Source organism: Microbacterium sp. A8/3-1 (assembly GCF_040267695.1).
Classification (GTDB): Bacteria; Actinomycetota; Actinomycetes; order Actinomycetales; family Microbacteriaceae; genus Microbacterium; species Microbacterium luteolum.
Map to the genome: position 1 here is coordinate 4,387,431 of NZ_CP158357.1, position 26,818 is coordinate 4,414,248.

Here is a 26,818-nt window from a genome sequence, read left to right on the forward strand (position 1 = left end):
TCGGTGTCGCGTTGGGCTCACGGCCTTCGACACGGTTCGCGTCAGCTCAACCTCACCCTGCCTGGAGGAGAGCATGATGCCGCAGTCCGACCTTCCCGTCACGCCAGAGGAGCTTGCCACGCTCCGGGAGAAGTATCGCCATGAGCGCGACCGGCGGATCCGCCCAGATGGTGCGCGGCAGTATCGTCGCGCTGCCGGAGACTTCGGCTACTACGCCAAGGACCCGTACTCCGAGCGAGCCGAGCGCGCACCCAGACAGGACCGGGTGGACGTTCTGATCATCGGCGCCGGATTCGGCGGTCTGCTGGCCGGCGCGTTCCTGCGCGATGCCGGCAGCGCATCCATCCGCCTCATGGATGAAGCGGGAGACGTGGGTGGCACCTGGTACTTCAACAGGTATCCGGGTGTGCGATGCGACATCGAGTCGTATCTCTACATGCCCTTGCTCGAGGAGACGGGCGCGATGCCCTCTGAGCGCTACGCGACGGGGGAGGAGATTCGACAGCATGCCGTTCGTATCGCGAAGCACTACGACCTGTACCGAGACACGCTCTTCCAGACCCGGGCCACGTCCTTGACCTGGGACGAGGAGAGCAACGAGTGGCAGGTGACGACCGACCGCGGAGACGATTTCCGTGCACGCTACGTGGTCACCTCCTCCGGGACGCTCAGTCAGCCGAAGCTTCCGGGTATCACCGGTATCGAGACCTTCCAAGGGCACACGTTCCACACCTCGCGATGGGACTACGGGTACACCGGCGGCTCACCGAGCGACCCGCTCGACAATCTGGCAGACAAACGTGTCGCCGTCGTCGGCACCGGCGCGACCGGTTTACAGGTCATCCCCGAGCTGGCGAAGAGCGCGAAGGAGCTCATCGTGCTGCAGCGCACGCCATCCACGGTCGATATCCGGGACAATCGACCAACCGATCCGGAGTGGGTCGCATCACTCTCCCCGGGGTGGCAGCAGAGGCGCATGGACAACTTCCTTCACGTGCTCGCGGGGGAGCCCGTCGACGAGCTTCTCGTCACGGACGGATGGACTCGGACACCGGCCCTCCAGCGACATATCCTCTCGGGCTCCGTCGACGACAGCGTCAGTGAGGAGGAGCGAGAGGTGCGGGACGAGTTCGCAGATGCGGCGGCGATGAACCGCATTCGGGCACGCATCAGCGAGATCGTCTCCGATCCGATCACTGCCGAGGCGCTGAAACCCTGGTTCCGATACATGTGCAAGCGCCCCGGATTCAGCGACACGTATCTGCAGGCGTTCAACCGTCCCAATGTCACGCTCGTCGACACCGCCGACTTCCATGGCATCACGGCTATGACCGAGACAGCCGTCGTCGTGGGAGACGACGAGTACGAGGTGGACTGCGTGATCATGGCGACCGGATTCGAGGCTGGCGTATCCGGCGTCATCTCCGGCACGCTGCCGGTTATCGGTCGGGCGGGCGTGCCGCTGCTGCACGCGTGGGGCCAGGGCCCGCGAACTCTGCACGGGTTCTACACGCATGGGTTCCCGAACCTCTTCCAGCTCGGCGCGATCCAGAACGCCAACTCGGTCAACTTCGTACACATTCTTCAGGAGCAGGCTCAGCACGTCGCTGCCGTCATCAGCCGCGCGGAGTCGGTGGGGGCACTGCGCGTCGAACCGTCCGCCGAAGCCGAGCGGCAGTGGATCGAGACCGTCCACGCGACAGCGAGAGATGTGTCAGCGTTCCAAGCGGAGTGCACGCCGGGCTATTACAACGCTGAGGGCAGCCAGGCGATCACCGGATTCACGTTCTCTCCTGGGCCGGTCGTGTTCCATCGCATGCTCCGTGAATGGAGAGATGGTGATATGCGCGACGTGCTGGTGCGCAAAGAAGGCGACATCCGTCAGCGCGAGAGTTCGCTGATCGGTGCCGTGAGCCCTTTGCGCATCTCGCGGCGAGTGTGAACGCGCCGGCGCCCGAGCGCAAGACCGGTCAGTGCCGCCCGCTGCGGGAGGAGCGCGGCGGCCGACCAAAATGCTGCGGCTTGGCGGATGCGACCGCCGAGGGGTCGATGGCTCATCCGAGATGTGTTTGCTGAGCCGCAGCGTCGAGAGAGGGCGATCTCCGGACCGCCCACCCTGGGTGTTGGTGAACAGTCAGCGGGCGAGCGAAGCCAATTCGCTGCGAGATCGGCATCCGGTCTTCTTCAACAGGTTGGAAACATGGAACTTCACGGTGTTGTCGCTGATCCCCAGCGCGGAGGCAACCTCACGATTACGTGAACCGTTCACAATTAGGCGCAGCACCTCGCGTTCCCGATTCGACAGCTGAGTCATGTCAGAAAGCGGTTCGGGAGCGACTGGAGGATCGAGTGGGAGGCGGATGTCGATGGCAGATCCCCAACCCTCGGTCGACGACACGGCGAGGTCGCCGTTCAACGCCACCACGCTTTCGGCGGCTGGTCGAAGTGAGTCGTCGCGGACCGACAGGTCACCGCGGCCATCGTCACGGATCCCGATCAGCAGGTTCAGGCCATCGCAGTCCCACTGGATACGCACGCGGCGGGCAGTGCCATCGTCCACGATAGCCAGCACGGAGTTCCGGACGATCGCACGGGCGGCGTGCGCGATCTCGCTTGGGAGCGCGCGGCCGGTCGCGGGCGGCTCGACGAACTGGACATCAAGGTTCCCGAACCGTTCCAGAGGCCGAAGGTCAGATTGCAATCGTGCAAAGGCGCCTACGACCGGTTCGAGCGCTGCCTCCTTCTGCTGGTCATTCACGACTCGAAGTTCCACCAGGGCGTTCGCTGCCGATTCGATCGCGAGCGTACGTGCCGCGCGGTCGTCGAGTCTCTCGGAACGAAGGATGGCGAGCAGCGATTCGAGGGCGACGGCATGCCTGTCGCCGAGCTCGGACAGGGCTCGAGCGCGCTCCTGATGTGCACGACGAAGGGCCGGCGAGTCGATGCTCAGGGTCGTTTCGAGAGAAGACACCTACCCATCATGCACTACCCATACTTTCGGGTAGTGAAAACCATGCTGGCGGGCGGGTGCCTCACGCACTGAGCGCGCCCAAGATGAAGTCATGGATGTGATGGAAATCGGCCTGGGGCATTCCCTCGGGCTTGTGTCGAAGGAAGTCAGCTCTGTCCTCGAATCGGTCATCCGAACCGACCCCGTGGCGCTCGGGAGAGTGTCGGATCTAGTCGCGGACGCACCGAGAGTGTTCGTACTTGGCGCAGGACGGTCGGGCCTCGCACTCCGAATGACCGCGATGAGACTGATGCACCTGGGGCTCGACGTGTATGTGGTCGGCGAAACGACAACGCCGGCGATCGCGAAGAGTGATCTCCTCCTTGTCGCGAGCGGATCCGGGACGACATCAGGAATCGTTCGCGCAGCAGAAACAGCTGCCCGTGTCGGCGCGACAGTGGTCGCCATCACCACGGACGGCACGTCCCCGCTCGCCCGGCTGTCGGACTCGGCGACACTCATCGTGCCCGCAGCAGGCAAGCTCGACCGCTCGGGTGAGGCGTCCACCCAGTACGCGGGCAGCCTCTTCGAACAGGCCATCGTGCTCATCGGCGACGCGCTGTTCCACGCGCTCTGGAAAAGGAGCGCGCAGGACGCGGACGAACTGTGGCCACGCCACTCCAATCTCGAATAACCGCAGCAACGAAAGGAAACCCAATGAAGCTGCAATTTGCAATGGACACCCTCTCCACCGAGGCGGCCCTCGCGCTGGCGAAAGCTGCCGCGCCCCATGTCGACATCCTCGAGCTCGGAACCCCGCTCATCAAGAGCGCCGGTCTCAGCGCCGTGACCGCGATCAAGGATGCTCACCCGGACAAGATCGTCTTCGCCGACCTGAAGACGATGGATGCCGGCGAGCTCGAGGCAGACATCGCCTTCCGGGCAGGCGCCGACCTCGTCACCGTGCTCGGCACCGCGGGCGACAGCACCATCGCCGGAGCTGTCAAGGCAGCGAAAGAGCACGGCAAGGGGATCGTCGTCGACCTCATCGGCGTCAAGGACAAGCCCGCGCGGGCGAAGGAAGTCTTCGAACTGGGCGCGGAGTTCGTAGAGATGCACGCCGGTCTCGACGAACAGGCCGAGGACGGCTTCACCTTCGACACGCTGCTCCGCGACGGAGAAGCATCCGGAGTGCCGTTCTCTGTCGCCGGCGGCGTCAACGCGGCGAGCATCGGAGCCGTGCAGAAGTCCGGCGCTCAGATCGCCGTCGCGGGAAGCGCGATCTACAGCGCCCCCGACGTGGGTGCCGCTGCCGCGGAGCTTCGTGCGGCGATTGTCTAATCGCTGAGCGACCTGAGGTCATCTTGCCGGCGGACGAGACGATGCGTTCTCGTCCGCCGGCGCTGTGCGTGGGCTCAGCCGACCAGGTGTGATCAGCAGAGGCGGCTTAGTAGGCGGCGCTCACCTGAACGCGGCGATGATCTCCCCGTTCGATCTCGTCGATGATCGCGAGCGCGAAATCAGCGCCGCTGATCGCGGAGACGCCAGCCTCGTCATAGAAGGCCACGTCGCCGCCGAGACGATACCGGCCGAGAGCGTCGCCCGGTACATAGGAGCCGAATTGGGCAGCGGGGGAGAAGAACACCCAGTCGAGTGGTTCCGGAGCAGCGAGTAGTACCGAAAGTACCTCGTTCATCTGCCTGGCTTCGCTGGCGAACTGAGGAGGGATGTCATCGCCCTCCGCCATACGCGGACCTCCGGCCTCGATACGTAGTGAACTGAATCCGCCCACAACTACGAGGCGGACGCCGTGCTGGGCGGCGAGGTCTGCGAGCGCCGAGTCGACCTCGACGATTCGCCCGTCGAGCTCGCCGCGAGGGGAGAGGGTCGACACGATCACGTCGGCACCCTCGACGGCGCGGTCACGCACGTCCGGATCGAGCAACGATCCCGTCTTGTACGTGACGCCCTTCACTCGCGTGTCTCTCTCCGGCAGAGACCGGCTGAATGATGTCACGGTGTGGCCGCGCGAGAGTGCTTCGCGAACGACGGCGCTGCCGGCGTAGCCGGTGCCTCCGAGGACGGTGATACGGGTCATGTGCGTGCTCCTGACTAGTGCATATTGCTCGTGCGGTTGCTAGGCTACGACTCATAGTCTCTTCTGGGAAGTAGGCACCTTTTGGTAACCAATGGCGACTCTGTTGTTGCGGCGGAGAATTCAATCCCTTATCTGAACCCGTACGGAGCGGGGTGCCCCAGCCGGAGGCTCCTCGATCGGATCGGTGACCGGTGGACCGTGCTCATCGTGGGAACGCTGGCCGACCGGCCCGCGCGATTCTCGGATATCAGACGCTCGGTCGCGGGGATCTCCCAGAAGATGCTCACGCAGACCCTTCGAGGCTTGGAGCGCGATGGACTCGTGACTCGTACTGTCTTTGCCGAAGTCCCACCGCGAGTCGAGTACGCCCTCACGCCCGCAGGGCAGACCCTGCGCGAACCGCTGAAGGCGCTGGAGCGCTGGTCGATCGAGCACTTCGGTCAGGTGTCAGAAGCTTGGGGCAACTACGACTCCCGCGCCTCAGGGACGTGAGGGCAGGCCTGCTTGCACTCGGACTCTTGTAACTCAGACATCTCGCCGCGCCCCAACGTATAGCGCTGGAGTGCAAATTGACACTCGTGAGACGCACGTCGCGTGCTCCATTTGAAGGTCGCGAATGTTGGCCGATCTCGATCCGTCAATCGATCGCAGGGGGATCGCCGACAGCGCTAGTTCCCACTGTTGCGAGACGATCCGCCTTAGGGTCGCCCGGAAGAACCGCGGGGGATTAGGGTCGGCAGGATGCGTCTGATCTCATTCTGCGCTGGGTCCGCGAGCAGCAGTTCGAGCGCTCCGGCCGCGATCTGATCGAAGGGCACGTGCACGGACGACAGGGGCACGGGCAGTCTCTCGGCGAGCGGGATGTCGTTGTATCCGACGAGTGACAGGTCGGTCCCTACGATGCGGCCGGCCTGGTGCGCCGCCCGCATGACTCCGATGGCGAGGTTGTCGTTCGCCGCGAAGACGGCGCTGGGCGAGCCGTCGGCGAAGAGCTGCTGACCGGCGTCGAATCCGTGGTCTATGCCGTACCCGGCGTAGGAGATCGGGATGCCGTCGCGGGCGACCCCTGCCTCGTCGAGCGCACGCAGCGCCCCATTGACCCGGTCGTTGGCGCTGGAGGTGAAGCGTGGGCCGGTGACGATCGCGATCTCACGGTGGCCGAGGTCGAGCAAATGTCGGATCGCGAGGTAGCCGCCCGCCTCGTCGTCGCCCAGCGCCGAGGGGCTGATCCCGTCGGTGCGCAATGCGAGGACGTGGGGGATATCCCGCGCGCGCAGGGTGGCAGGCAGCTCGTCGTCGAGTCTGGCTGTCGCGAGGACGAGGCCGTCCACACCTCGATCGAGGAGTACCTCGGTAGAGGTCCGCTCGCTCACGGGGTCATCTCCGCAGGTGGCGACGACGGCGAAGTAGCCGCGCGTGCGGGCGGCGCGTTCGAGCGCTTCGAACATGAGAGCCATCACGGTGTCGGTGAGGCGCGGCACCAGCACGCCGATCGTGCCCGTGTGGCCGCGCCGCAGTCCCGACGCGAAGAGGTTGCGGCGGTAGCCGAGCTCGTCGGCGATGCGGCGCACACGCTCGGCGGTCGTCGACCGTGATCGGGGTGTCCGGTCGTCGAGCACGCGACTCACGGTCGAGATGCTCACGCCCGACCGCTCCGCGACGTCCTTGAGCGTCACGATCCGTCGTTCGGGGCTCTCCATCGCGATCTCCTCAGGTCGAGTGTTGACAGGTTGACTCATCATAAGCATACTTGAGATCGTTCCTGCAATCGTTCCCGCTAACGATTGCAAAGCGACACTCGACGAAGAGAAAGTGAGAGAACCATGACGCTCGACCTCCGCGGCCTCAGCCCCGCACCCGTGACTCCCTTCACCGAAGACGGGGACATCGACTTCGCCGCCATCCAGCGCCTCGGTTCCTGGCTCGGCTCGATCGACGGCGTGAAGAGCCTCGTCGTCCTCGGCCATGCGGGCGAGGGTACGTTCCTCACCGTCGACGAGCAGCTCGACGTCATCCGTGCGTTCAAGGATTCCGTCGACGGCGGCATCCCGATCGTCGCGGGCATCACCGGTGAAGGCAACAAGGTCGCCGCCCTCGAGGCGAAACGCGCCGTCGACGCCGGAGCATCTGCCGGTCTCGTCTACCCCTCGCACGGCTGGCTGCGCTTCGGATACCAGCAGGGCGCACCGCAGACCCGCTACAAGGAGATCTACGAGACCAGCGGTCTACCGCTGATCCTGTTCCAGTACCCCGACAACACCAAGGCCACCTACGATCTCGACACCCAGCTCGAGATCGCCGGGCAGGAGGGCGTCTTCGCCACCAAGAACGGCGTGCGCAACATGAAACGCTGGTACACCGAGATCCCGGCTTTGCGTGCTGCTTACCCCGACCTTCAGATCCTGTCGTGCCACGACGAGTACCTGCTGCCCACGATGTTCGACGTCGACGGGCTCCTGGTCGGCTACGGCAACATCGCGCCGGAGCTTCTCGTCGACCTGATCGAGGCGGGCAAGGCACACGACTACGACCGTGCCCACGCCATCCACGAGCGGCTCCTGCCGATCACGAAGAACGTCTACCACCGCGGCTCGCACATGGAGGGCACGGTCGCACTGAAGTGGGGACTCGTGCACCGGGGAATCCTCGACCACGCGACCGTGCGGCCACCGCTGCTGCCGCTCGCAGACGGAGCGGATGCCGAGATCGCCGCGGCCTTCGCGACCGCGGGCGTCGGGCAGGTCGCCGTTCCCGCGTGACCCGAGCCGGGGGCGGCGGGCCTGCCCGTCGCCCCCACCACAGCGGCACCCTCGGGAGAGTCGCAGCGCCTCCGGGCAGAACAGTCAACGAAGACTCGGCACGACGTGCCACACTCCAACGTAGGAGGGACCCATGAGCGACCGCATCACACACCGTCCGCCCGCCACGCCCGGCACCGGACATGGACGCATCTCGACCAACACGGTGAGGACCATCGTGGAGTCAGCACCGCAGCGACGCAGCTTCGTGCAACAGCTCGCCCTCATCGGGCCGGCTTTCGTCGCCGGTGCGTGGCAGTTCGGGCCCGGAAACCTGACCACGGCGGTTCAGGCCGGAAGCACCTACCAGTACGCCCTCATCTGGGTGATCGTCTTGTCGACGATCCTGATGATCTTCCTCACTGACATGAGCGTTCGGCTGGGTATTCGCACGCCGGTGTCGCTGATCTCATCGATCAAAGAGCACCTCGGAAAGCCCGTCGGCATCCTCGCCGGCGTCGGGGTGTTCCTCATCACCCTCTGCTTCTCGGTCGGCAACGCCGTCGGATCGGGTCTCGGGCTGTCGATGCTCATCCCCGGGAGCTCTCCGGTGATGTGGACCCTGATCTGCACCCTCGCCGTGGCAGCGGTGCTGTTCATCCGCAGCATCTATCGCGTGGTCGAGAAGATCCTCATCGGCATCGTCGCGCTCATGGCGATCTGCTTCGTCGCCAGCGCGTTCATCGCCAATGCGGACTGGGCGCAGGCCGCATCCGGCCTCATCCCCGCGGTGCCCGACGGCTCCTGGGTGCTCATCATCGCCCTGGTCGGAACGAACTTCTCGATCAACGCGGCGTTCTACACCGCGTACGGCACCAAGGAGCGCGGGCGCAAAGAAGCCGACTACCGCGATGTCACCAAGGCCGACACGATCCCGGGCATCATCGCCCCGGGCATCATGACATCGCTCGTGATCATCGTCGCCGCCGCCGTGCTCGGAGCGACAGGGCAGTCCGCGACGTCGATCGTGGGTCTCGCGACGATCTTCGAGCCCCTCGCCGGGCCCGTCGGGGGCTTCGTCTTCGCCCTCGGATTCTTCGGAGCGGCCTTCTCGTCGATGATCCCGAACGCCATCGCGGGCGGCACAATGCTCTCAGATGCGTTCGGTCGAGGTCCGTCCGCCAGCACCAGGACGGCTCGGCTGACGAGCGGCTTCATCCTCGCATTCGGGGTGATCGTCACACTGCTGTTCCAGTCATCGCCCGTGCAGCTGATCGTGCTCGCGCAGGCTCTCACGGTGCTCATCGCGCCGGTGCTCGCGCTGCTGATCCTCGTGATGGCCAACCGACGTTCGCTCATGGGACCGATGCGGAACAAGTGGTGGCAGAACACCATGGGAGTCGTCGGCCTCGTCGCGGTTCTCGCGCTGTCGGTGCGACTGCTGATCAGCCTCCTATCCGGAGTCTAGAATCACGACACGGTTCCCCGATGTTAAGTCGGGGAACTTCGGCGTCAGCACCAGACCGAGATCTTCACTCGCAATCGGATGCCTGAATCGGCACCCCCTGCGGCTAGGGGTAGCCCAGCCGTGGAATAACTTGCTCTGAGACGCAGATAGTCGGGATAACTGGTCTTATCGGGGGTAGTGGGCCAGGCGTTGAAAGCGAGATGGGGCTGCGCCGGATAGCTGCGATAAGTGGTCTTATCGTCAGTAAACGGCCAGGCAGGGAAGTAGGAAAAGGGTGAGCAGGTGAGAGCGCGTTTCCAGTGCTGGCGCGGGGAACGGCCTGACACGCGGGGTTGATCTTGACGCAGCTCTGAGGGGCCTTCACACGCAACTTCGCGGGCTCGACGCGCGAGGGCCCTCCTCGGTGCTCCCGAGAACTGGTCGAATTTTGCCGATCAGCGCCGCTCTTACGCGCGCCACATGTCTTGCTCGACTATCGAGGCGGGCACGTTGCGACAGGGATCGACGATGACCTACGGTCTGGATCAATCCTCCGCGGTTGTGATGATTGGCACGTCGATACGATCTCGGGCAACCACGATTCCGTTCTTGATGACGTCAGAGCGCCGCAGCGGTGAATGCGCTCCACCGCCGTGATATGCGGTCGATGTTTGTCACTTTTGAGGAGAGGAAACTCCAGAGTTGCCTCCGGGTGGCTTGCCGGTGCCGGGCTGCTTGGGTCCCGATCCGCTTCCCGTGACGGAACGAGGGCGAGCGCCCTCGGAGGACCGGTGCGGGCGGGCGCCCTTGGATCCGGATTCCCCGCCCTGCTTGTTCTCGTCAGCCATGTTGGTGTCCGTTCACTCTTCGGCGTCGTGGAGCCATTCAACTATGTATTCGTCCGTGACAGCCACCCACACGCCCGCGCTGCGGACGACGGGCTCGATGAAAGCCCCCAGCTCTCCCATCACATACTGCTCTTCGATGAAGATGTCACGCGGCTCGGGGTAGGTGCTGAAGTATGAGGTTTCGCCGAATCTTCCCCCGACCCACACTCGATCCGCGATCCGGATGCGAACCCACCCAGCTCTTGTGGTGGTCATGGCCAAGTCCCACGCCGTCGGTGTTGACTCAAACCGGGAATCGGTGAGTCGCGTCTTCAGACGTGCCGCGGCGCGGTGAAAAGGCCCAAGAATCTTTCCGCCCCCGTAAATCGCGTACGACACGAGAGCCGGGAGGACGAGGGCGGCAAGGATGAACAGCCAAGCGGCGCCAGAAAGCTCCGCCGACGTGATGTTCTCCCCGGACCTCAACCGCTCGAGGGCGAGGGGACCGAGGACCGCGAGATAGATGGCGTCAAAGATGACGCTAACGATGAAGGCGAGAAGGATGCGGGCACCGACAGTACGATCGACGTCTCGGAAGCCCCGCAACCGGGATCTCACGAGTATGAAGATCACTCCTGGCACGATTAGTGCCAGGTATGACGCGACGCCAAACCCGTCAGCCGGCAGCCACATCGCGTCCCGATCTTCCGCTCATGGCCCTACGCTACCCAACTCGCTGTGACGCCCGTATGGCAGCTTCGAGCGCTGCTTCCCGAAAAGTACTGGTTATCATCGTTCACTGATTGGTGTTCTCTACGCGAGTATCGGGACGTCGTTGCCCGTCGAGGTTTGCCTGGATCGCTGCTTCTATGGCCTCACCCAGAGCTGCGTGAGTTGTGCGGATCCACCGCGTCACCGTCTCCGCGTCGCTATCGTTCTCGCCTAGGAACTTGATCAGCTTCGGGTTGTCGTACGCCTCTTGGTAGTGAAACATCTGATTCCGGAAAAGGCGTAGGTGATTCACATGGTTCTCATCCGTGAGGCACGCATCGACCTTCGCATCGGCAAGTTTTAGTTCCTGCCAACCCTCAATCACGACGAAGACGGTCGCGTACCAGAGGCTCATCGCCGTCATGGTGTTGAGCGATTTTGCGAAACTGGCATCGACGGGCGGCCCACTGTCCTTGATCTGTCGCATGAATACATCGCGAAGGAAGTCCGCATTCAGGAAGTACTTGTGGAGTGCCATCAGCTGGAAAAACTGTTCTGCCTCGGGACCGCGAGCGTCGCTCATAGCCCCGACGATAGCGACAATCGCCCCGTCTCAGGCGGTCCCTGCTGATCCAAGTGTGATGTAGGCCGCATTCTGACATAATTACGACGATCGGACCGCTTGCGTCGCCCGCTGGTGCTCTACTTCTAGGGCTCCATCACGGAACGTCGTCGCTTGCGCGGCCGGAGTTTCAGGTGACGTCGAGCCGTCTAGCCGGGGCGGAGTCGAGCTGTCCAGGTAGGTCTGCGACGGGTAAACTCAGGGGAGTGCTCCTGGTCCGCGACTGCGGTCAGGGCGGTAGAACACCGCGAGTGGCACGCAGAAGGCACGCACAGGCAGCAGGATTGTAGAAACCGCATGATCTCGCCCCTCCCAGCCCCCGCCGGCAAGAACTGGGACTTCTGAGAGTCATGTAGGTTCGCCTGACATCTTTCAAAAGACATGTTTGATCTTGCAAGGTCGCGGAGTTCTTCAACTCCGCGACCCTTCTTGCAATTTCTCATGGCATGGCGGCTCTTGAGAGCTGGTGGTGACGAGTGGTCGGCAAGTCGCGTAAGAGGCCCAACGAGATCGTTGACCCGTGGCCAGACGGTCCGACCGACGATGTGGCTGGGCGTGCGGCTCAGGCTTTCGCTCGAGAACTCCGTCGGGCAGTCGCGGACTACTCGCTTCGTTCCACGGCGGAGTTGTGCGGAGTCAATCACGAAACGATTCGCGGCATCCTCGATGGCCGCGTGTGGCCCGATATGCATACAATCGCACTCTTGGAAGCTGGCCTTGGTCTACCCCTATGGCCCAGACGCACTCCGACCTACTCGACTAGGCATCGCGGACGACCGGTGAAGCCCTTCGATCTCTAATAGGCGCGTTGCGGCAAGCGTGGTGTGCCTGCGCACCGTCTGCCCGGAGGGGCGACGCTAGTCGGTCGCGGAGCGTCTGAGCTCCCGGTATACGGTAGACCGAGCCACGCCGAGGGCTGCGGCAATGTCGTTGACGGACGTTTCTCCGGCGTTGAACGCTGAACGAGCAAGGCGGGCCTGGTCGGGGGAGAGGGCGCGTGGACGACCGCCCATGCGTCCGCGCGCGCGAGCAGATGCCAGTCCGGCAACAGTCCGCTCGCGAATGAGATCGCGTTCGAACTCCGCGAGCGCGGCGAAGACATGGACGACGAGGCGTCCGCCAGCGGAGCTGGTGTCGATGGTCTCTCGAAGTGACTTCAGTGCGACCCCTCTGGACTGCAGGTCTTCGACAAGCTCGATGAGGTCATGGACGGAGCGGCCTAGTCGGTCGAGACGCCAGACCACCACGGTGTCGCCGGCCCTGAGTAGATCGAAGAGGTGCGTGAGTTCCGGGCGCTCTCCGCTTGCGGACGCCTTCTCCGTGAGGATCCGGTCGCAGCCCGCTTTGAGCAGCGCGTCGAACTGCATCTGCAAGTTCTGTTCGCCTGTCGAGACTCGTGCGTAGCCAAAGACTTGGCCCATGACGGAACTGTAGCGAAACCCGTCGTCCGTGTCAGCTACTGCATCATTGAATATGAGACGGGTTGTGACATCGGCGTGGCGTATATTCATGCCAAATCGCCGAAATGTCGCGGCTGGGTCATAAACGGTCGTTTCTGGGACGTCTATCCCGGTCGGGCTTTGAGGTCGCGTCAGCGACGCTGAGCGCGGATTCTGGCGAGCTCGATGCGTCAACCCGCTTGGCGCTGCGTCGCCGATATCCTCCGAGTGCTGGCCTTAGGCCAAGCTTGACGGATTCGTCGAACTGGCTGGTATCTCAATAGCGGGATCCTCACGGCCGGCGAGCAGCTCCAGTGCAAGTTGACCGGCAGGGCTGTCTACTCGAGATGCGCGTTCAAGCATTGGCTGGATCCGCTCCGACGCGTCCGCGATTCGTGTGGTCCAGCTCTTTCGTGCCACATGTGGATCAAGCTCATGGAAGTGCGAGTCGAGCAGCACCACGTCGACGCTATCGGCGAGATCGATGAACTCTGCGATGCCAGCGAGCTCGTTCTCTTGTGGCTTGGTTAGGAGGTCCCGGATCTCTTCAGCGGCCGATTCGATCCAGTAGCGCGCGGCCGCGGCGTCTAGCCCCAGGACACTCTGAAGGTCGCGAACGAACCCGTTCCAACCGCGAGCACGCATCTCCGGCGCGGCGATCCTGCCGCCCTGAGCGACAACCTCGACGGCCAGACGGGGATATCGGTGAATGAGGGACTGAGGGAAAGGGGCGAACAAATGCAAGTTCGCGCGAACGACTTCTTCGATTGCAGCCTCACCGTGAGCGCCAAAACTGAGGGGTTGAAGGATCCACGCGATGGCGTCAACGTCGTTATTGCCAGCTTCGTCCTGACCTAGTTGCGCGTTCTCGAGTGTCCGAGTTATCCATTGTCTTGGCAGGTGAAGCGCAAGCTCGTCGGTGATGTCGGTGGAAAGCTGCGCGAGCCATCCGAACAGCATGTCCAGGTTGGTGAGCTTGTGCGCTCTCTGGCCGTCAAGAGACTGAGCTGCACGCCTCCAGCTCACGCTCTGCATCAGAAGGAGCAACGAAGCCGCCAGTTCCTCGGTTGCCGCGGTTCGGGACGCCATAAAGCGACGGCGAGCCGCGTCGTCAACATCGGGCCCGGATTCGACCACGTCATCTGGGTCATGGGATGCCGCGGAGGGGGCTCTCGCGATCATCGCCACATACGTCATGTTGCCGAACACCCAGGCGTGAAAGTTGCTAACTGAGTCGGCGAGATCCGTCTCCATCGCCGCGCGAATGTTCTCGCCACAGGCTTCTAGCGCCACTTTCGCAGCATGCGGTGCGATGAGCGCCAGCAAATCGATCAGGTCGTAGATCTCGAACGGTTCGGAGCGCTCGTCCTGGAGGCTCAGCCAATCGGCGAGGGAGCGGACGTCGAGTGCGCTCTCAAACGCTGCGCTCCATTCATCGAGGACGCCTCCTGACCAAGCGGGAAGCAGCTCCTGAATGAGTTCTGCCCAGGACATCGCCGCCCACCGTTCCCCTGCGACCGACAGGCGGGCTGCCAACAATGCGGGCGTAGCTGCGGCTTGTAGCGCAGCGTACATATCGGGATGGGCGGACCGAACGTCGTTGATGGCGTAACGGACGCCCCGGGCCTCAGACGAAACCAGTGTCGGCAGCCATTCAATAAGGCGATCCACGAGCTCGGCTGACTGCGATGTCGAAAGAGCGTGGAACCTATCGGCATCGTGCAGCAACTGCAGCGCAATACCTCGCTCCAGTCCAGGGTTGACGGTGGACGCTTGGTGAAGGAGGGCCCTCATGACTGGCTCATCGACCAGATCCTTGGCGTACTTGCGTCTGTAGGCATCGGACACGTCGAATGTCTGAAACAGCCAGTACTTCCCGATGATGTCGATACGCTCATCGAGGAAGACCGAGCGAACAGTTCGGCGAATCTCAGCCCCGATCTCGCGAGACTCGCGGAGCGCGAGATCCTGCAATGCCCTTTGCGCGATGCGAATGTGAGCGGCTCTGAGACGTCCATCGCGCTCGTGGGTTAGGCGCTCCTGTGCGAGCCCTTTCAGAGCCTCGTCAATGAGAGCACTCGCATCAAGAGCGTCTGACGGAAACCAATCTGGGTGCTGACGCATCAAGGCGGCCTTGAGCCTCGGGGACTCGATGCCTGCGTCTCTCGATGTCAATTGCTCGACGCAGATTGCTGCGAGCACAAGCGCCGCCACGCCGTCGTCAACCGCGCGGTCGAGCGCATTGATGATCCGTCGCTCGCCTCCGGACGCGACGAACATGTAGAGCCAGGGCTCGGGCGCGCTTCGCAGAGCGAGATCAAGGCGTTCGTCAGGCTTCTCGAAGAAGGAAGACCACTTCACTCGGTCGTCTAGACGGCTGAGCAACGGCGCGACCGTATCAATGTTCTTGCGACAGAACGCGTCAAGCACCTTCACGGACTGTGCAGCTATGAGAGTCTCGTCATCTCGTGCCTCAAGTCGCTCTGTGGACACCAGAAGGACGGCTGCATCGTCGCTGGCGACGGCTTGCAGATCACGTCGAACCTCCGGTGAGATTGCTTGCGCATCGTCCACCAACGCAAGCACTCGACCGTGCTGAGCAAGTAGTTGGGACACATGAGCGGACGTCGCCACGCCTGGTTGCTTCAGTTCGAGTATCCGCCAGCCCTCTCGGTTTAGGGCTCTCGCTGCCTGAAAAGCCGCGAGCGATTTTCCAGAGCCGCTGGGCCCAGAAAGTGTCGCGAACCCGGTTGTCCGGAGGCGGTTCGCTAGCCGGGGTACTGAGGGCATCTCTGGACACGAAGCGACGTCGGCGGGTCCTAGGCGTTCGCCGCGGAGAGCCGCTAGAAGGCTCCTGGGACGGCTGAACGTCACGTGTCGCCATCCGGGCAGGGGGTCGGACGGGGCCAGCTCTCGTGCGATCTGGCTCATCGCCTCGTCGGCTGTAGCGGTGACGGAATTTGGTCCATGGGACGACGGGCTGATTTTCACGATGGGCCACCGGGACTCCAGCGGGTGCAAGAGAACGCTGTTCACTGCGGGGTCGCTACCGCTGTACCCGATGGTGACCAGGGTCCGTGGCCGGTCCGCCATCCGTTGGACGAGGCGGTTCACTTCCTGTGGCACCTGGCCGTCTTCGTCGGGCAGAACCCAGGTCCTCTCTGGGTGGCTCGCGTCGCCATGAGGTTTGTAGAGGACTCCCGCCGGTATCGCTACCCCGTACTGACGTTCGAACGCGCGCTCAAGACACGTATCCCAGTTGAATGACACGACTGCCTCGACATGGCGTGAATCTACGAGACGGGCCAGATCAAAGTGCGCAGAGGACGGTTCACGGTCCGTGTCGAGCGAGGCGAATGCGGACTGAAAGGCGTTTCGGACATCGGGGAACTCTCGTACGAGCTGCCATCCGAGATGTGGATCGAGCCCCTCCTCGGACAAGATCTCCTTCGCGTTGCCGGTTCGCCCTGAGCGTGCGCGAAGTTCGGCCGCGGCCGGGCGCACTTCATCAATGGCCTGCCAGAGCAGCGCGGGCAACTGTGCCGTCATCGGGTAGCCCCCCGCCGACAGTCCAGCTCCAACCACGACCACCGCACCATAAGAACGGATGTTGGCTGTCGACGGGGCTAACCGCTCTTCGAGGGACATATTCCTTATCTTGCCCTGTTCACGTCTCATCACGCTGTCTCAAGGACTGTATGCAGGGGGGGGGGGGGGGGGGGCATGTTCAGCGCCTATGCCGCTGAGGTCCGAGTCAGCCATGGCGTGCAGTGCTTAGATTTTCGACATGATCGCTGCCCAGATTCGCGCGACGTCGATGTCTTGTCTTGCAGCTTTTTGGTCAGGTGGTCGAGACCGTGTGCCGCCATCGGAATCTGGCGCGCGAGGATCGTCCAGATGACGGGGATGACCGAGCTCATTGCGCTCCTGCACTCGTCCGTCGGCCTCGCCGCAGTCTTCGCCAGATGGAACGGCTCCCTGGACCCCGAGGGTATTCCGTCCGATTTGCAGGGCATCCACCACCACGGCGAGGTGTTCATTGGCGTCTTCGTCGGCGCCGTCACTTTCACCGCCGTCCAGGCCGACCTCATTGAACTGGGGATCCGCGCCACGCACTTCGGGCGCACGTCCCTCTCGATGCGAGCGGAGCACCAACACCGCAGGGCTACTCCGACAGTACCTACGAGCGCGACCGCATAAAGGAGGCATCGCGTGGACCGCCATCACGGTCCTGTTCGGCCGTGGCCGGTCATAGACCGCCGCGGCGTGGCATGGCCCCAAGCAGTCGTCCCAGGCCCATCACTCGACCACCGGACTGAGGGCACGTGCGCTTAGATGCAAAGGTGACCAACTCTGAGACGACGTTTCGCGGCGCGACGCTTTCACTGCGACCTCCGAGAGTGGCCATACTCTTCCCGGTCGACGAACACTGGCGTGACTGGGCTATGCGGGCGCTCGAGCTCGCCTCTGAGTACTGGGGAGGTGGCGGATTCATCCTGGTTCCGCACAACATGGCGACCGGCGAGCCATCTCCGGAGTTCGCCGAGATCGTGCGGGCGTACGACCCCGACCATGTGGTCTCGATGAAGATTCCCGCGCACGAGTTCGAATCCTGGTATCCGGGAAGTATCTCGACCCCCGACGAGATGTCGGGGGAGGAGCGCGCGACACTCATTCAGTCGATCCGCGAAAGCATCCCTGCCGCGCCGAGTGTTCGCGCACGTGACATCGTCGCCTCCTGGTGTTCGCCACTGCGCAGCGCGCTCGTGCGGCGAGGGCAGACAGCCCGGCCGCATGAGATGCACAAGTCCCTGCGCGCAGTAGATCGCGGTGACCGTTTTCATCGAGGACTTGCTGTCGCACCGGTGCCGGACACTCAGGTGTTGGCGGCTTCGTCGAGGTGGCGGAGTGATCTCGGGTTAATGTTGGCTGCGCGTGCCGGGGTGATCGACGACGCTGTATACTCGCGCGCGGAACCTGCTCCGGACGTCATTGAGTGGGCGATTCAGCGCGAGGGAATCGCACCCGCATCGCTCATCTTTACCCCGGAGGACTCACACGTTCGAGCTGACGAGATCTCGACTATATTCGACGTGCACCCGGGACTGTTGCACGTGTCTCAGGGGATGTCTCAGGACATGGCGGCGGTCGTCGTCGGGGATACGGGCGCGGATTTCGCGCTTGCTCTCGCGTACGACAGGATTCTCGGCCGGGGTTTTTGGGTGACGAGCGGCATGCTGGATGACGAAGACGCTCTCTGGCAGCTTCGGTCCGCTCTGTGGTGGGTGACCTCTCATCTCGAACAGCAGGCAGCGCATTTGACCGTGTCCTCGCATTCGCTGCCTGATGAGGCAGTCGCGGAGATGGCCGCGCGCCTGCAGGAACCCAACTACGAGTTCCAGCGTCTCGGCAGACATCGCGAGGCCGTGCAGGGTTCTGACACCGTTCAGCTCCGGCCTCCGCAGATCGACCGCTCGTACACGCAACTCGTAGTCGAGGAGCATCTGAGCTCGTCGATTCTCCTCCCGATGCAGGCGACAAGTGACGGCACTCTCGAGGCGGTCAATGGCCTCGACTGCCCCGTTCCGACGTCATTGATGTATCCGGTCGGCTCTGGAAAGGTCCCGTACTGGTACGTGGACGTGACATTTGCCGGGGATGTTGCGCCGCGCGGTCGGGATCTCCCCGCGACGAGTCTGCATGCTGTCGACGTGGGCGCATTCCCGGAGGTCGCGATGCGGGCTAGCAAGATTGGCGTGACGTTCAACCCCGCGTCTATGGGGCTGGTTATGGGCAACTCCTTGCTGCGTGGGCGCCTGGGTCGTCCACGGCTGCGGAGTCTGTCGATGAGACGGTGGGTCGAGGGGATGGTGCGTCCTGAGGGGCTTGGGGTCCGGTTGTCGCAGCCCGGCCGGCAGACCGAGCTGGTCGCCCGTCGGCTGGGATCGCGGGACCGGCTGATGGATGTCATCACGCCGACGACGCTTCCCCTGCTCCGGGCTTTCATCCGTCATGAGACGACGCCGAAGGCCCATGAAGCGGGCGTCGTGGTGGTGGCATTGGACCCGTACTTGACGTTCGCGAAGATGAGTGCGCTCGTCGGTTCGGATGAGCAGGTCGTAACGCTCGTCGACGCTCTCGCTTCTTCACGACTGCTTCGGCGGGGACTCGTGCTGCGGTGCAACGACTGCCGGCGCACGTCTTTCGTCGATGCGGACCGCCTCGGGCAGGAGTACGAATGTCCGCAATGCGCGGCGACCAACCCGCTGGTCTCGGCCCGGTGGCGGGAAGGAGTCGAGCCCGCTTGGTACTACGACCTGTTCACCCCGTTCCGCGATCTACTGAAAGAACATGGCGACATTCCCCTGCTGGCAGCGGCGGAGCTGCGCCGGGAGAGCCGAGTGTACGCCGATGTGCCAGAGCTGGAGTTCTTCGACCTTGAGACAAATCGTGCCGTGGCCGAGATCGACCTCATCGCGAACGTGGACAACGAGGTCATATTGGTGGAGGCGAAAAGCAGCGGCCATTTCGCGAAGGGATCCCGCGGAACGCAGACCAAGAAGATCCTCCGTATCGCCCAGGCGCTGCGCGCGGATCGAATCATCTTGGCGACATCGGAACCAGAGTGGAACGCCACGGACCTCGCCCATGTTGAGCGACAGGCAGTGAACCTCGCTCCGTTCCCTGCCGCAGCGAGCTCGCTGACGGGCCTCGGGCAGGTCTGATTCGGTCTCGCGCCTACCGCAGGCTTTCGGGCGTGAAATGTGGTTGTAGGCCCGTGACGATGTCCTGCGCGAATCGGAAAGCCTCCTCCGCCTGAGCCCGGGTGGGGGTGAGGACGTTGCGCATCGCGTCGTTACGAACATCTACGAATTCGCGCTGCGTCTCGGGCGGGAGGGACTTCGACGCGCGCCTAACGAGGACTCCGAGCGTGCGACGGGCAGGCAGCGGGTCTGGGCCGACCGGGGGATGAGTTCGTATCCAATCGCTCAGCGCCAGCTCGACCGCCGACCCTGGACCGATGACCGCCTTGCGATGATTCCCTCGGATCGACGAGCGCGACCAATGTCCATTCAGCCCGATAGAGTCGGGTGCAATCGGGCAACAAGGGGGAACCGGGAGCATGCAGGTACTCAGCGAAGCGGACCTCGTCCGGGACGAGCCTCTCGGTGCGCGTAAAGGAAGCATCGGGGAGAAGGATGATCTGCTTCATCACCGTGTCCTCGCGAAGAGGGTGGCTGAGCTGGCGGTGTCATCCGTCGGCAACGTGAACATCGCGTTGTTTGGTCCTTGGGGATCGGGAAAGAGCAGCTTTCATGCGCTGCTTCGCGAGGAGCTCAAGAAGAACCCCGTGAAGACTCAGCACATCACCTTCGACGCGTGGAAGAACGCCGGCACAGGGTTTCGAACGAACTTCCTGTACGAGGTCGCTGAGCAGGTGGACGCCGACGTCAAGATCTCCGACACGCTTTTTCAGTCGACGAGCTCGGTCCGCGGTCCCCTCGCGGACTTGAAATGGTCCACGGCAGTGCGCGTGTGGACTCTCGTCGGTTTCCTTGGCGTGATCTTCTTCGGGCTCCCGGCGCTGTGGACCCTCATCCAGCTCCTTCTTGGCGTGCAGCGACAATATGGATCCCTCTTCATCGAGAACTTCAGCGCGTTCTCGAGCATGGCCGCTAGCGGGACGGTCTTCGTCGTCGTCCTTCTCGCCGTCATCGAACTGTCGAAAGTGACGGTATCGAAATCGACGCCCAGCCACGTCGCTCAATTCGGGAAACTGTTCGACAACATCCTCGACACCAAGAAGAAGCACCGCATGGTGATCTTCATCGATGAGCTCGACCGGTGCAGTCCGAAAGACGTGATGGCGACGTTGGAGGGTCTGCGCACCTTCCTCGGGCACCCGCGCTGCGTGTTTGTCGTCGCTTTCGACCGGGAGGCCGTTGCAGGCGTCATCGCCAACGAGCTCGGCCAGAACGTCCCCCGGGAGAACGCCGCCCCGTACTATCGCACGAGCGGGGAGTACCTCGACAAGATCTTCCAGTTCCAACTGGCCCTCCCACCGCAACCGGTCCATACGTTCCGTCGCTTCGCCGCCTCACTGGTCCGCGAGCGTGGCGGAGTCTGGGGGCAGCTTCGTGCTCAGAGCCCGGACCTCCTGGACAGGGTTGTGAACATTCTGTCCCCGATGCACCTGGCAAGCCCCCGCCGCACTAAGGTTCTTCTCAACGACTTCGCCGTGAACGCGAGGGTGTACGAGGGGATGGGTTTCTCATGGCTCGAGAGGGCGGAAGAGATCGCGGTCCTCACGGTTCTGCAGACGGAATTTCCCCGCCTCGCCGCGGACCTGGAGAAGGAGCCTGCGCTCATGCGCTTCCTCTACCGCCAAGAGGTGCCGACGCGTCAGTCGCTCCTCGATCTCGTTGAGCAGTACTCCGAAGGCGGGGCAGCTGACGGAGTCCCGCTGGACGAAGTCGTCGGTAAGGACAATCGCGGGGAGGTGGCCGAGCAGCTCGAAGAGAACCTCCAGCGCTACCTACGGCTGCTGCGGGAACGTCACGTGCCTGAACCGCGAGCGGATCTCATCATGATGCACTCGGACGGCTCGCTGCTCGCGTTCAATGACCCTGGCGTCTATCACGAGCTTCTTTCCGCTGCCGACATGCCGCGACAGGATGTGATCAACGCGCTCAGCGGCGCGAGCGAACACGACCTTGAACAAGCGATCCGATACCTCCTTGACCAGACGGAGAAAGAGACGAAGGACGCTTCGGATCGATTGGTCGTGCTCGCGGGAGAAGTCGCGGCCGAGCTGGAGACAATAAACCCCGACCTTGCCCGGCTGCTTGGCGGACGTGCGTCCTCGTCGGTCGAGCGCATGACCTTGCAGAGTGTTCAGGGATACAGCGCAGCCGTCGCCGTCGTCTATACGGAAGCAGAGCTGAAAGCAGTGCTCAACGTCGCTGCAGCCCAGGCCGACGCCGGTGTCGTCCAGGTGGTCAAGTCGCTCACCGATTCCCTCCGCGATGACGACTGGGAGAGTGCGAGAGACCACATGCTGCCCCTCGTGCTGCAACATGCGCTTTCAGTGCCAGACGTCGCTTCGGCATTCTTCGTGCGGTTCTCGCAAGATCTTGAGGCGGAGTTGTCCTGGAAGCAAATTGATGCTCTCGCTGCGGGTCTCACCGCGAAAGCCCCCGAACCCGTCGAGCCGGCCGCGGCGACTGCCGCGGCCAAGACCGCCGCGGAAGAACAGGACGCAGAGAACGACGCCGCGTACGAGGGGCAACGTGAGGCGAACCGCGGCATCGCGGCAGAACTCGCAGCAGGGTGGGCCGAGATGGCACTCGGCTCGGAGATGCGGCGAGACTTTCTCCGCATCCTCCGGCGGGTTGAAAAGAATCAAGGCTTTTTCAATCTCCATGATTCACTCATCGACCGTGACATCGAGCGAGGGCAAGCCGCGGAGGCGAACTCTCTCCTGCTCGGAGCAATCCTCGAGCGGCCGCCGCGGGCACACAGCCGCTGGGCTGACAAACTGGACGCTAACGCAACGGTGTCGTCGTCGCTCAAACAAGATGCACTTCACGCCGTTCTGGCACTCGTCGCCGAGAGTGGCCATGAGACAGTCCGGGAAAGCGGAGCAGCTGCCGCCCAGCGAATCGCGGCCCTTCCCTCAGACGCCTTCGACCATCAGAAGTTCGACGATCTGGTCCATGGCGACCTGGCAACCGACTGGTCCGAATACTCGGACTCCCGCTTCGAGACGCAACTGCGTCTGCTCAATGTGCTGGACACCCTTGAGGCTGTGCACTCCGACGGTACGGAAGACTCCGAGCGTGCCACCGACGCGGACCGCGCAGAGCTGTATGTGACGGCGACTGTCGCCGCTCAAACTGAGGGTGCCGACGTGCGAACCATCGTTCTCGCGGTCGAGAAGGAGCGTCCGTCATTCGCGGCGAGTGTCGCCGGCCGGTTGACGGAAGCGAAACCGTGGGAGCAGGCACCTCCGGAGCTCCCCGTGCGCGTGATCCTCGCAGCTCAGCACCGGGCGCTCGCCGGCGGTGTGAGCATTACCCACCTTCCACCAGAAGCGTTCTTCGGGATCGCAGACGCGAAGCTCTCCCGTGCCCTCGCGGCATCGTGGCTGTCTACCGCTCCTCTCGTGTCCGAGGTGGAGCGCCTTCCGAATGCGGCATCGCTGCCGCAAGAGGCATGGCGCCGGTATGGCGCGAACGCGACGGAAGAGCAGCGAGGCGCGGCATGGCGATTCCTAATGAAGAAGGACGGGCTTCTCGGCCAGTTGCGCACGCTCAGCGAGCCGGGTCAGGCGGTCACAATCTACGAGGAAACGGCGGCGGCTGTCCGCGAGGCGAAGACTGTTGCGCCACGTGAGCGCGCGGTGAAGGCCTTCCTCGCGTTGCCCGCTACGCGCGACGCCGCTGATGAAGTGCGCGCGATGATCAAGGTGATGGCGCAGGACAAGAAGCGCACAGAACTCGCGTTGGGTCTTCTGCTGTTGCGCGCCTATGTCAGCGAGCTGTCCTCAACTGCCGTGAGGACACTCCGTCCGCTGGTGTCTGCGTGGGCGGAGGAGGGTGAAGGGCTCGTCGCCAAGAAAGACATCTCATGGCTCGTCGACAGGGGGTTCGCGACGAAGAAGTCGCCGCTGAGGGACGTCGTAAAGCGCATGTCCGGGCGGGGCTGACGCATTGATCCCGATCTGAACGACTGTGTCGATGCGAACAGTGGGCTGGAGCGTGCCCGGGAAGATGTGCGCACTGGCGGACCGAGCCCCGACGAACGCGAGGTTCTTCCAACGGGGCTGTGCGTGCGCGCTACGCAGGCCCTTTCGCGTCAAGCGCCGAGGGAGCCGCGCAGTCGCAGGGAAAACGCGCTGAGGTAGTCGCGGTCGATGGCGAGTTCGGTCCACCCCTCGATGTGCTCGATTGTGAAGGGAACGGTCTCCGCGTGTCGATGCGAAGCGCTCCGATGAGCGAGCCGACGACCGACGCCGCGGTGCGCGCGACCGTGGGGCGCAAGCTCATCCGCAACCCTCTGCTCTGGGGCGCGCTGCTCCTTCTCGGCGCGATCGTCGCGACGCTCGCGGGCGACGACCTGAGCTTCTTCCCGATGCTGTTGATGCTGGTCGGCGGGTGGTTCTTCGGCTTCGCCTTCGTCAACGCAACGCTGCGCATGACGCCGTCTCGCAACGGCGCGTACCTGCACATCGGTGTCGCCGTGGTCCTCGGTGCGACTGTCGCGTTCGTGGTCGAGTACGGGAGCGAGCTGCTCGAACCTCTCCCGGAGTGGGTGAGCGGTGTCGCGGTCGTGCTGCAGATCGCCGCGATCCCGGCGACTGGGTGGATCTGGCTCGGACTGCTCAGCCGCGTCACCGACGCGTTGACGCGACGCGAACGGAGGAAGCATCCGCTGCCCACGACCGTCGAGTGGGAGCGCGAGGAGAGCGGTGACGGGTCGAGCGTGCGCATCAACGGCATCCCGCTCCGGATGAAGGCCCTCACAGGTGCGATCGTCGGCATCGTGATCGTCTTCGGGCTCTTCGGCACGCTGCTGCTGATCGCGTTCGACGACTTCGTGCTGCGCCTGGGGCCTCGGCTGATGATCATCGTCGTGGGGGCCCTGATCGCCCTGCCGGTGTACCTGGCGTTGACCGCGGTGCTGCGGCGGCGGATGGTCGCGTGCGTCATCGCCTTCGGCAACGACGAACTCCGCGTGCGGGTGGGGGAAGCGGACCACGTCGTTCCGTTCCGCGATCTCGAGTTCCTGCTGTGGCGCTCCCGCAGCGACTACGCCCGGATCGAGGTGCGCGGCGCCGGCGTCGATCTGTCGGTCGTCGCGGGGCTGGCGAAGCCCCCGGCCGGCCGTACGGCCGAGCTCCCCGTCCTGCCTCGCCGTGTCTTCCGACGCCTGGAGCTCGCAGGCCTGAGCGTGAAGCGCGCACGCCGTGGCGAGATCATCACCTTCACGCGCCCGTGAATCCCGAGCGACGTCCCGGGCCTCAGCTGTTCGGATACTCGCGCTCCCGCAGCACCCGCGCGAGATGTACCGCATTCCGGGCCGCGGTCGCCGTGGCGGCCGCCACCTTCTCCGGCGTCTCGTCGAGGTCCTGGTAGTCGGTCGTGTGCATGGCTTCGCCGTTCCAGTAGACCGAGGACTGCGAGGGGATCGTGTACCCGACATCGTTGAGGCACTGGAAGAGGATCCCGGCGATGTGATGCGCGCCGTCCTCGTTGCCGACGATCCCGGCGATCGCGACCTTGTCGAGCAGTGTGAGTCGGCCGCGGGCATCCGTCTCACTGAGCTCGGCGTCGAGTCGTTCGAGCACACGCTGAGCGACGCTCGAGTGCTGTCCCATCCAGGTCGGCGTGACGAGCACCAGGATGTCGGCATCGAGGATCCGACGCCGCACGCTCGGCCACTCGTCGTCTCCACCCATGTCCTTCTCCACGCCGGGGCTGATCACGTGGTCGACGACACGGACGACCTCCCCGGTGACGCCGTGCCCCGCCAGGGCCGTGAGGATCTGCGACGCGAGCAGATCCGAGCTCGACTCGCCGGGGGAGGGCTTCAGGGTGCAGGAAAGGGCGATGGCCGTCAGGGGAGCCTTCATGCAGCGAGAGAACCACGGCCCTCCAGCCCGACCCCAGGGGGTTTCCTCCGCCCGTCCGGTACGCTAGAGGGCGGCCGCTACGACAGGAGATCCCGTGATCCTCAGCTTCATCTTCTTCATGATCCTCTTCCTCGGAGGCATCTGGCTGATGGGTCTCGCGCAGTCGCTCCCAGACGAGTACGCGGCTTACGTCTTCGTCGCCGGTCTTCTCATCGTGAGCCTGTCGCTCGCCTTCATGATGCGTGCGCGCGGCTCCGCGACCCGCCGCAAGGACAACTGGTCGGGCAGCCCGACCGAGTGATCGACGGCGCGCTCAGCGCCGTCGCGCGAGCCGCGACTCGAGGTTGGCCTTCACCGCGGGCCATTCCGGCTCGATGATCGAGAACTCGACGCTGTCGCGCAGCGCGCCGTTGCGGTAACGGCTCATGGCTCGCATCACGCCGTCCTGCTTGGCGCCGAGCCGCTCGATGGCCGCCCGCGACTGGAAGTTCACCCACTGCGTCGTCAGGCCGACCCGGAACACCCCGAGCGTCTCGAACGCGTGTCGCAGCAGCAGGAGCTTGGACTCCGCGTTCGTGCCCGTGCCGTGCGCCGACGGGCGGTTCCAGGTGTACCCGATGTGCAGGCGGGGCACGTCGGCGACGATGTCGTAGTACGACGTCAGTCCGAGGACGCGGCCGGCGGCGTCGAACGCCGTGAACGGCAGCATCTCGCCCTTTTCGATCAGGCCGATGCGCCGGTCGACCTCGGCCGCGACGCCATCGGGGGCCGGGACAGACGTGTACCACGCCGTCTTCCACAGGTCGCCCTCCTCGACCGCCTCGACTAGGCCGGCGACGTGCGCGCGTTCCAGGGGACGGAGTTCGACGAGTTCGCCGGTGAGGGTGACGGGGACGGGGGTGACGAGAAAGCCCATGGGGCCATTCAACCAGCGAGCGCTGGGGTCATGCTGCGGTGGGAGAGGTTCTCCCTGCCGATTCGCCGCAGACGGCGCTGGTAGGCCAGGACGAGCTCTATCGTGACGTCGAGTTCGAACGCGAGGCTGGCGAGGTGAGGGCCGCGGGCCTCTTCCGCCGCTGCGTAGGCGTCGGCGGTGATGAGCAGGCACGCCGCCCATTCGTCGGCCTGCCGCTCCTGCTGTCGGCGGATCGCCGGCGCGGTCGACGGGGTGTGGCCGAGGACGACGTGGCCGAGTTCGTGGGCGAGGACGCTGCGGGTCGTGCGCACAGTCATGCCGGGGGCGAGCCGAATCGTGCGGGAGTCCGGCGCGAAGCCCCCGCGAGTGGGTCCGGGACGCTCGACCACGCGCACCCCGTGCTCCTCGGCGAGGCGGAGGAGCGGGTGCATGATTC

General features: G+C 64.1%; 20 protein-coding genes and 2 pseudogenes. 11 read left to right on the forward strand and 11 right to left on the reverse strand.

Translation table 11 applies throughout. The annotated features are described in order from the left end of the window. Window positions 1–76 precede the first annotated feature (76 nt). On the forward strand, window positions 77–1,942 hold the full coding sequence (locus tag ABS642_RS21545) for an NAD(P)/FAD-dependent oxidoreductase (RefSeq protein ID WP_350351713.1): 1,866 nt from the start codon (window positions 77–79) through the stop codon (window positions 1,940–1,942). Between the two features lie 192 nt (window positions 1,943–2,134). Here ABS642_RS21545 and ABS642_RS21550 read toward each other — a convergent pair whose 3' ends face one another. Further along, a complete protein-coding gene (locus ABS642_RS21550; RefSeq protein ID WP_350351714.1) occupies window positions 2,135–2,971 on the reverse strand; it encodes a LuxR C-terminal-related transcriptional regulator in 837 nt (278 codons plus the stop codon). A 91-nt stretch (window positions 2,972–3,062) separates the two neighbouring features. Here ABS642_RS21550 and hxlB point away from each other — a divergent pair, with 91 nt between their 5' ends. Both hxlB and hxlA read left to right on the forward strand, forming a co-directional pair. After that, the gene (hxlB, locus tag ABS642_RS21555) at window positions 3,063–3,644 is read left to right on the forward strand and encodes a 6-phospho-3-hexuloisomerase (protein ID WP_350351715.1); all 582 of its coding nucleotides are present in this window, start codon (window positions 3,063–3,065) and stop codon (window positions 3,642–3,644) included. A 23-nt stretch (window positions 3,645–3,667) separates the two neighbouring features. Further along, on the forward strand, window positions 3,668–4,291 hold the full coding sequence (hxlA, locus tag ABS642_RS21560) for a 3-hexulose-6-phosphate synthase (RefSeq protein ID WP_350351716.1): 624 nt from the start codon (window positions 3,668–3,670) through the stop codon (window positions 4,289–4,291). Window positions 4,292–4,397: 106 nt separating this feature from the next. Here hxlA and ABS642_RS21565 read toward each other — a convergent pair whose 3' ends face one another. After that, window positions 4,398–5,048, reverse strand: a complete 651-nt coding sequence (locus ABS642_RS21565; protein WP_350351717.1) for an NAD(P)H-binding protein — start codon at window positions 5,046–5,048, stop codon at window positions 4,398–4,400. A 207-nt stretch (window positions 5,049–5,255) separates the two neighbouring features. Between ABS642_RS21565 and ABS642_RS21570 the strand changes: the two genes are divergently transcribed. Then, the gene (locus ABS642_RS21570; protein WP_350351718.1) at window positions 5,256–5,540 is read left to right on the forward strand and encodes a helix-turn-helix domain-containing protein; all 285 of its coding nucleotides are present in this window, start codon (window positions 5,256–5,258) and stop codon (window positions 5,538–5,540) included. A gap of 206 nt (window positions 5,541–5,746) precedes the next feature. On the opposite strand, the gene ABS642_RS21575 is transcribed toward ABS642_RS21570, so the two are convergent. Next, window positions 5,747–6,748, reverse strand: a complete 1,002-nt coding sequence (locus ABS642_RS21575; RefSeq protein ID WP_350351719.1) for a LacI family DNA-binding transcriptional regulator — start codon at window positions 6,746–6,748, stop codon at window positions 5,747–5,749. Between the two features lie 123 nt (window positions 6,749–6,871). Here ABS642_RS21575 and ABS642_RS21580 point away from each other — a divergent pair, with 123 nt between their 5' ends. Together ABS642_RS21580 and ABS642_RS21585 are read left to right on the forward strand one after the other, a co-directional pair. Next, window positions 6,872–7,807 (forward strand): dihydrodipicolinate synthase family protein, encoded by a 936-nt coding sequence (locus tag ABS642_RS21580; protein ID WP_350351720.1) that lies wholly within the window; start codon window positions 6,872–6,874, stop codon window positions 7,805–7,807. Window positions 7,808–7,940: 133 nt separating this feature from the next. Further along, complete coding sequence (locus tag ABS642_RS21585; RefSeq protein WP_350351721.1) at window positions 7,941–9,254, forward strand: Nramp family divalent metal transporter; 1,314 nt, start codon at window positions 7,941–7,943, stop codon at window positions 9,252–9,254. Between the two features lie 839 nt (window positions 9,255–10,093). Here the strand turns inward: ABS642_RS21585 and ABS642_RS21590 are convergent. The 5 genes and pseudogenes from ABS642_RS21590 to ABS642_RS21610 all read right to left on the reverse strand — a co-directional run. Next, entirely contained in the window at window positions 10,094–10,693 is a 600-nt protein-coding gene (locus ABS642_RS21590; RefSeq protein WP_350351722.1) for a DUF6338 family protein, read from the reverse strand. A 163-nt stretch (window positions 10,694–10,856) separates the two neighbouring features. Next, window positions 10,857–11,354 (reverse strand): hypothetical protein, encoded by a 498-nt coding sequence (locus ABS642_RS21595; protein ID WP_350351723.1) that lies wholly within the window; start codon window positions 11,352–11,354, stop codon window positions 10,857–10,859. Between the two features lie 896 nt (window positions 11,355–12,250). Beyond that, window positions 12,251–12,814 carry a recombinase family protein gene (locus tag ABS642_RS21600; RefSeq protein ID WP_350351724.1) on the reverse strand — a complete coding sequence of 188 codons (564 nt, stop codon included), beginning with the start codon at window positions 12,812–12,814 and terminating at the stop codon, window positions 12,251–12,253. A 255-nt stretch (window positions 12,815–13,069) separates the two neighbouring features. Continuing rightward, window positions 13,070–15,466 carry a hypothetical protein gene (locus ABS642_RS21605; protein WP_350353489.1) on the reverse strand — a complete coding sequence of 799 codons (2,397 nt, stop codon included), beginning with the start codon at window positions 15,464–15,466 and terminating at the stop codon, window positions 13,070–13,072. A 447-nt stretch (window positions 15,467–15,913) separates the two neighbouring features. Further along, window positions 15,914–16,510 (reverse strand): annotated as a pseudogene (locus ABS642_RS21610) (hypothetical protein); the annotation flags it as partial. Window positions 16,511–16,696: 186 nt separating this feature from the next. Here ABS642_RS21610 and ABS642_RS21615 point away from each other — a divergent pair. The 4 genes and pseudogenes from ABS642_RS21615 to ABS642_RS21630 form a co-directional block, all read left to right on the forward strand. Then, window positions 16,697–16,903, forward strand: a pseudogene (locus ABS642_RS21615) (NAD(P)(+) transhydrogenase (Re/Si-specific) subunit beta); the annotation flags it as partial. 272 nt (window positions 16,904–17,175) lie between these two features. Continuing rightward, window positions 17,176–19,557: a hypothetical protein gene (locus tag ABS642_RS21620; protein ID WP_350351725.1), complete on the forward strand. Its 2,382-nt coding sequence runs from the start codon at window positions 17,176–17,178 to the stop codon at window positions 19,555–19,557. 398 nt (window positions 19,558–19,955) lie between these two features. After that, the gene (locus ABS642_RS21625; RefSeq protein WP_350351726.1) at window positions 19,956–23,540 is read left to right on the forward strand and encodes a P-loop NTPase fold protein; all 3,585 of its coding nucleotides are present in this window, start codon (window positions 19,956–19,958) and stop codon (window positions 23,538–23,540) included. Between the two features lie 284 nt (window positions 23,541–23,824). Next, window positions 23,825–24,832 carry a hypothetical protein gene (locus ABS642_RS21630; protein WP_350351727.1) on the forward strand — a complete coding sequence of 336 codons (1,008 nt, stop codon included), beginning with the start codon at window positions 23,825–23,827 and terminating at the stop codon, window positions 24,830–24,832. Between the two features lie 22 nt (window positions 24,833–24,854). Here ABS642_RS21630 and ABS642_RS21635 read toward each other — a convergent pair whose 3' ends face one another. Then, window positions 24,855–25,466, reverse strand: a complete 612-nt coding sequence (locus ABS642_RS21635) for an NAD(P)H-dependent oxidoreductase (RefSeq protein ID WP_350351728.1) — start codon at window positions 25,464–25,466, stop codon at window positions 24,855–24,857. A 94-nt stretch (window positions 25,467–25,560) separates the two neighbouring features. Between ABS642_RS21635 and ABS642_RS21640 the strand changes: the two genes are divergently transcribed. Beyond that, window positions 25,561–25,767: a hypothetical protein gene (locus ABS642_RS21640; protein WP_282216493.1), complete on the forward strand. Its 207-nt coding sequence runs from the start codon at window positions 25,561–25,563 to the stop codon at window positions 25,765–25,767. Window positions 25,768–25,779: 12 nt separating this feature from the next. Here ABS642_RS21640 and ABS642_RS21645 read toward each other — a convergent pair whose 3' ends face one another. Both ABS642_RS21645 and ABS642_RS21650 read right to left on the reverse strand, forming a co-directional pair. After that, window positions 25,780–26,382 carry a GNAT family protein gene (locus ABS642_RS21645; protein ID WP_350351729.1) on the reverse strand — a complete coding sequence of 201 codons (603 nt, stop codon included), beginning with the start codon at window positions 26,380–26,382 and terminating at the stop codon, window positions 25,780–25,782. 8 nt (window positions 26,383–26,390) lie between these two features. Next, complete coding sequence (locus tag ABS642_RS21650) at window positions 26,391–26,813, reverse strand: ImmA/IrrE family metallo-endopeptidase (RefSeq protein WP_350351730.1); 423 nt, start codon at window positions 26,811–26,813, stop codon at window positions 26,391–26,393. Window positions 26,814–26,818 lie beyond the last annotated feature (5 nt).

Excerpts from the sequence above, each read along its gene's own strand:
- ABS642_RS21600 (WP_350351724.1), bottom strand. The coding sequence starts at position 12,814 with ATGGGCCAAGTCTTTGGCTACGCACGAGTCTCGACAGGCGAACAGAAC.
- ABS642_RS21645 (WP_350351729.1), bottom strand. The coding sequence starts at position 26,382 with ATGGGCTTTCTCGTCACCCCCGTCCCCGTCACCCTCACCGGCGAACTC.
- ABS642_RS21565 (WP_350351717.1), bottom strand. The coding sequence starts at position 5,048 with ATGACCCGTATCACCGTCCTCGGAGGCACCGGCTACGCCGGCAGCGCC.
- ABS642_RS21580 (WP_350351720.1), top strand. The coding sequence starts at position 6,872 with ATGACGCTCGACCTCCGCGGCCTCAGCCCCGCACCCGTGACTCCCTTC.
- ABS642_RS21595 (WP_350351723.1), bottom strand. The coding sequence starts at position 11,354 with ATGAGCGACGCTCGCGGTCCCGAGGCAGAACAGTTTTTCCAGCTGATG.
- hxlB (WP_350351715.1), top strand. The coding sequence starts at position 3,063 with ATGGATGTGATGGAAATCGGCCTGGGGCATTCCCTCGGGCTTGTGTCG.
- ABS642_RS21625 (WP_350351726.1), top strand. The coding sequence starts at position 19,956 with ATGCAGGTACTCAGCGAAGCGGACCTCGTCCGGGACGAGCCTCTCGGT.
- ABS642_RS21650 (WP_350351730.1), bottom strand. The coding sequence starts at position 26,813 with ATGCACCCGCTCCTCCGCCTCGCCGAGGAGCACGGGGTGCGCGTGGTC.
- hxlA (WP_350351716.1), top strand. The coding sequence starts at position 3,668 with ATGAAGCTGCAATTTGCAATGGACACCCTCTCCACCGAGGCGGCCCTC.
- ABS642_RS21575 (WP_350351719.1), bottom strand. The coding sequence starts at position 6,748 with ATGGAGAGCCCCGAACGACGGATCGTGACGCTCAAGGACGTCGCGGAG.
- ABS642_RS21585 (WP_350351721.1), top strand. The coding sequence starts at position 7,941 with ATGAGCGACCGCATCACACACCGTCCGCCCGCCACGCCCGGCACCGGA.
- ABS642_RS21545 (WP_350351713.1), top strand. The coding sequence starts at position 77 with ATGCCGCAGTCCGACCTTCCCGTCACGCCAGAGGAGCTTGCCACGCTC.
- ABS642_RS21635 (WP_350351728.1), bottom strand. The coding sequence starts at position 25,466 with ATGAAGGCTCCCCTGACGGCCATCGCCCTTTCCTGCACCCTGAAGCCC.
- ABS642_RS21630 (WP_350351727.1), top strand. The coding sequence starts at position 23,825 with ATGAGCGAGCCGACGACCGACGCCGCGGTGCGCGCGACCGTGGGGCGC.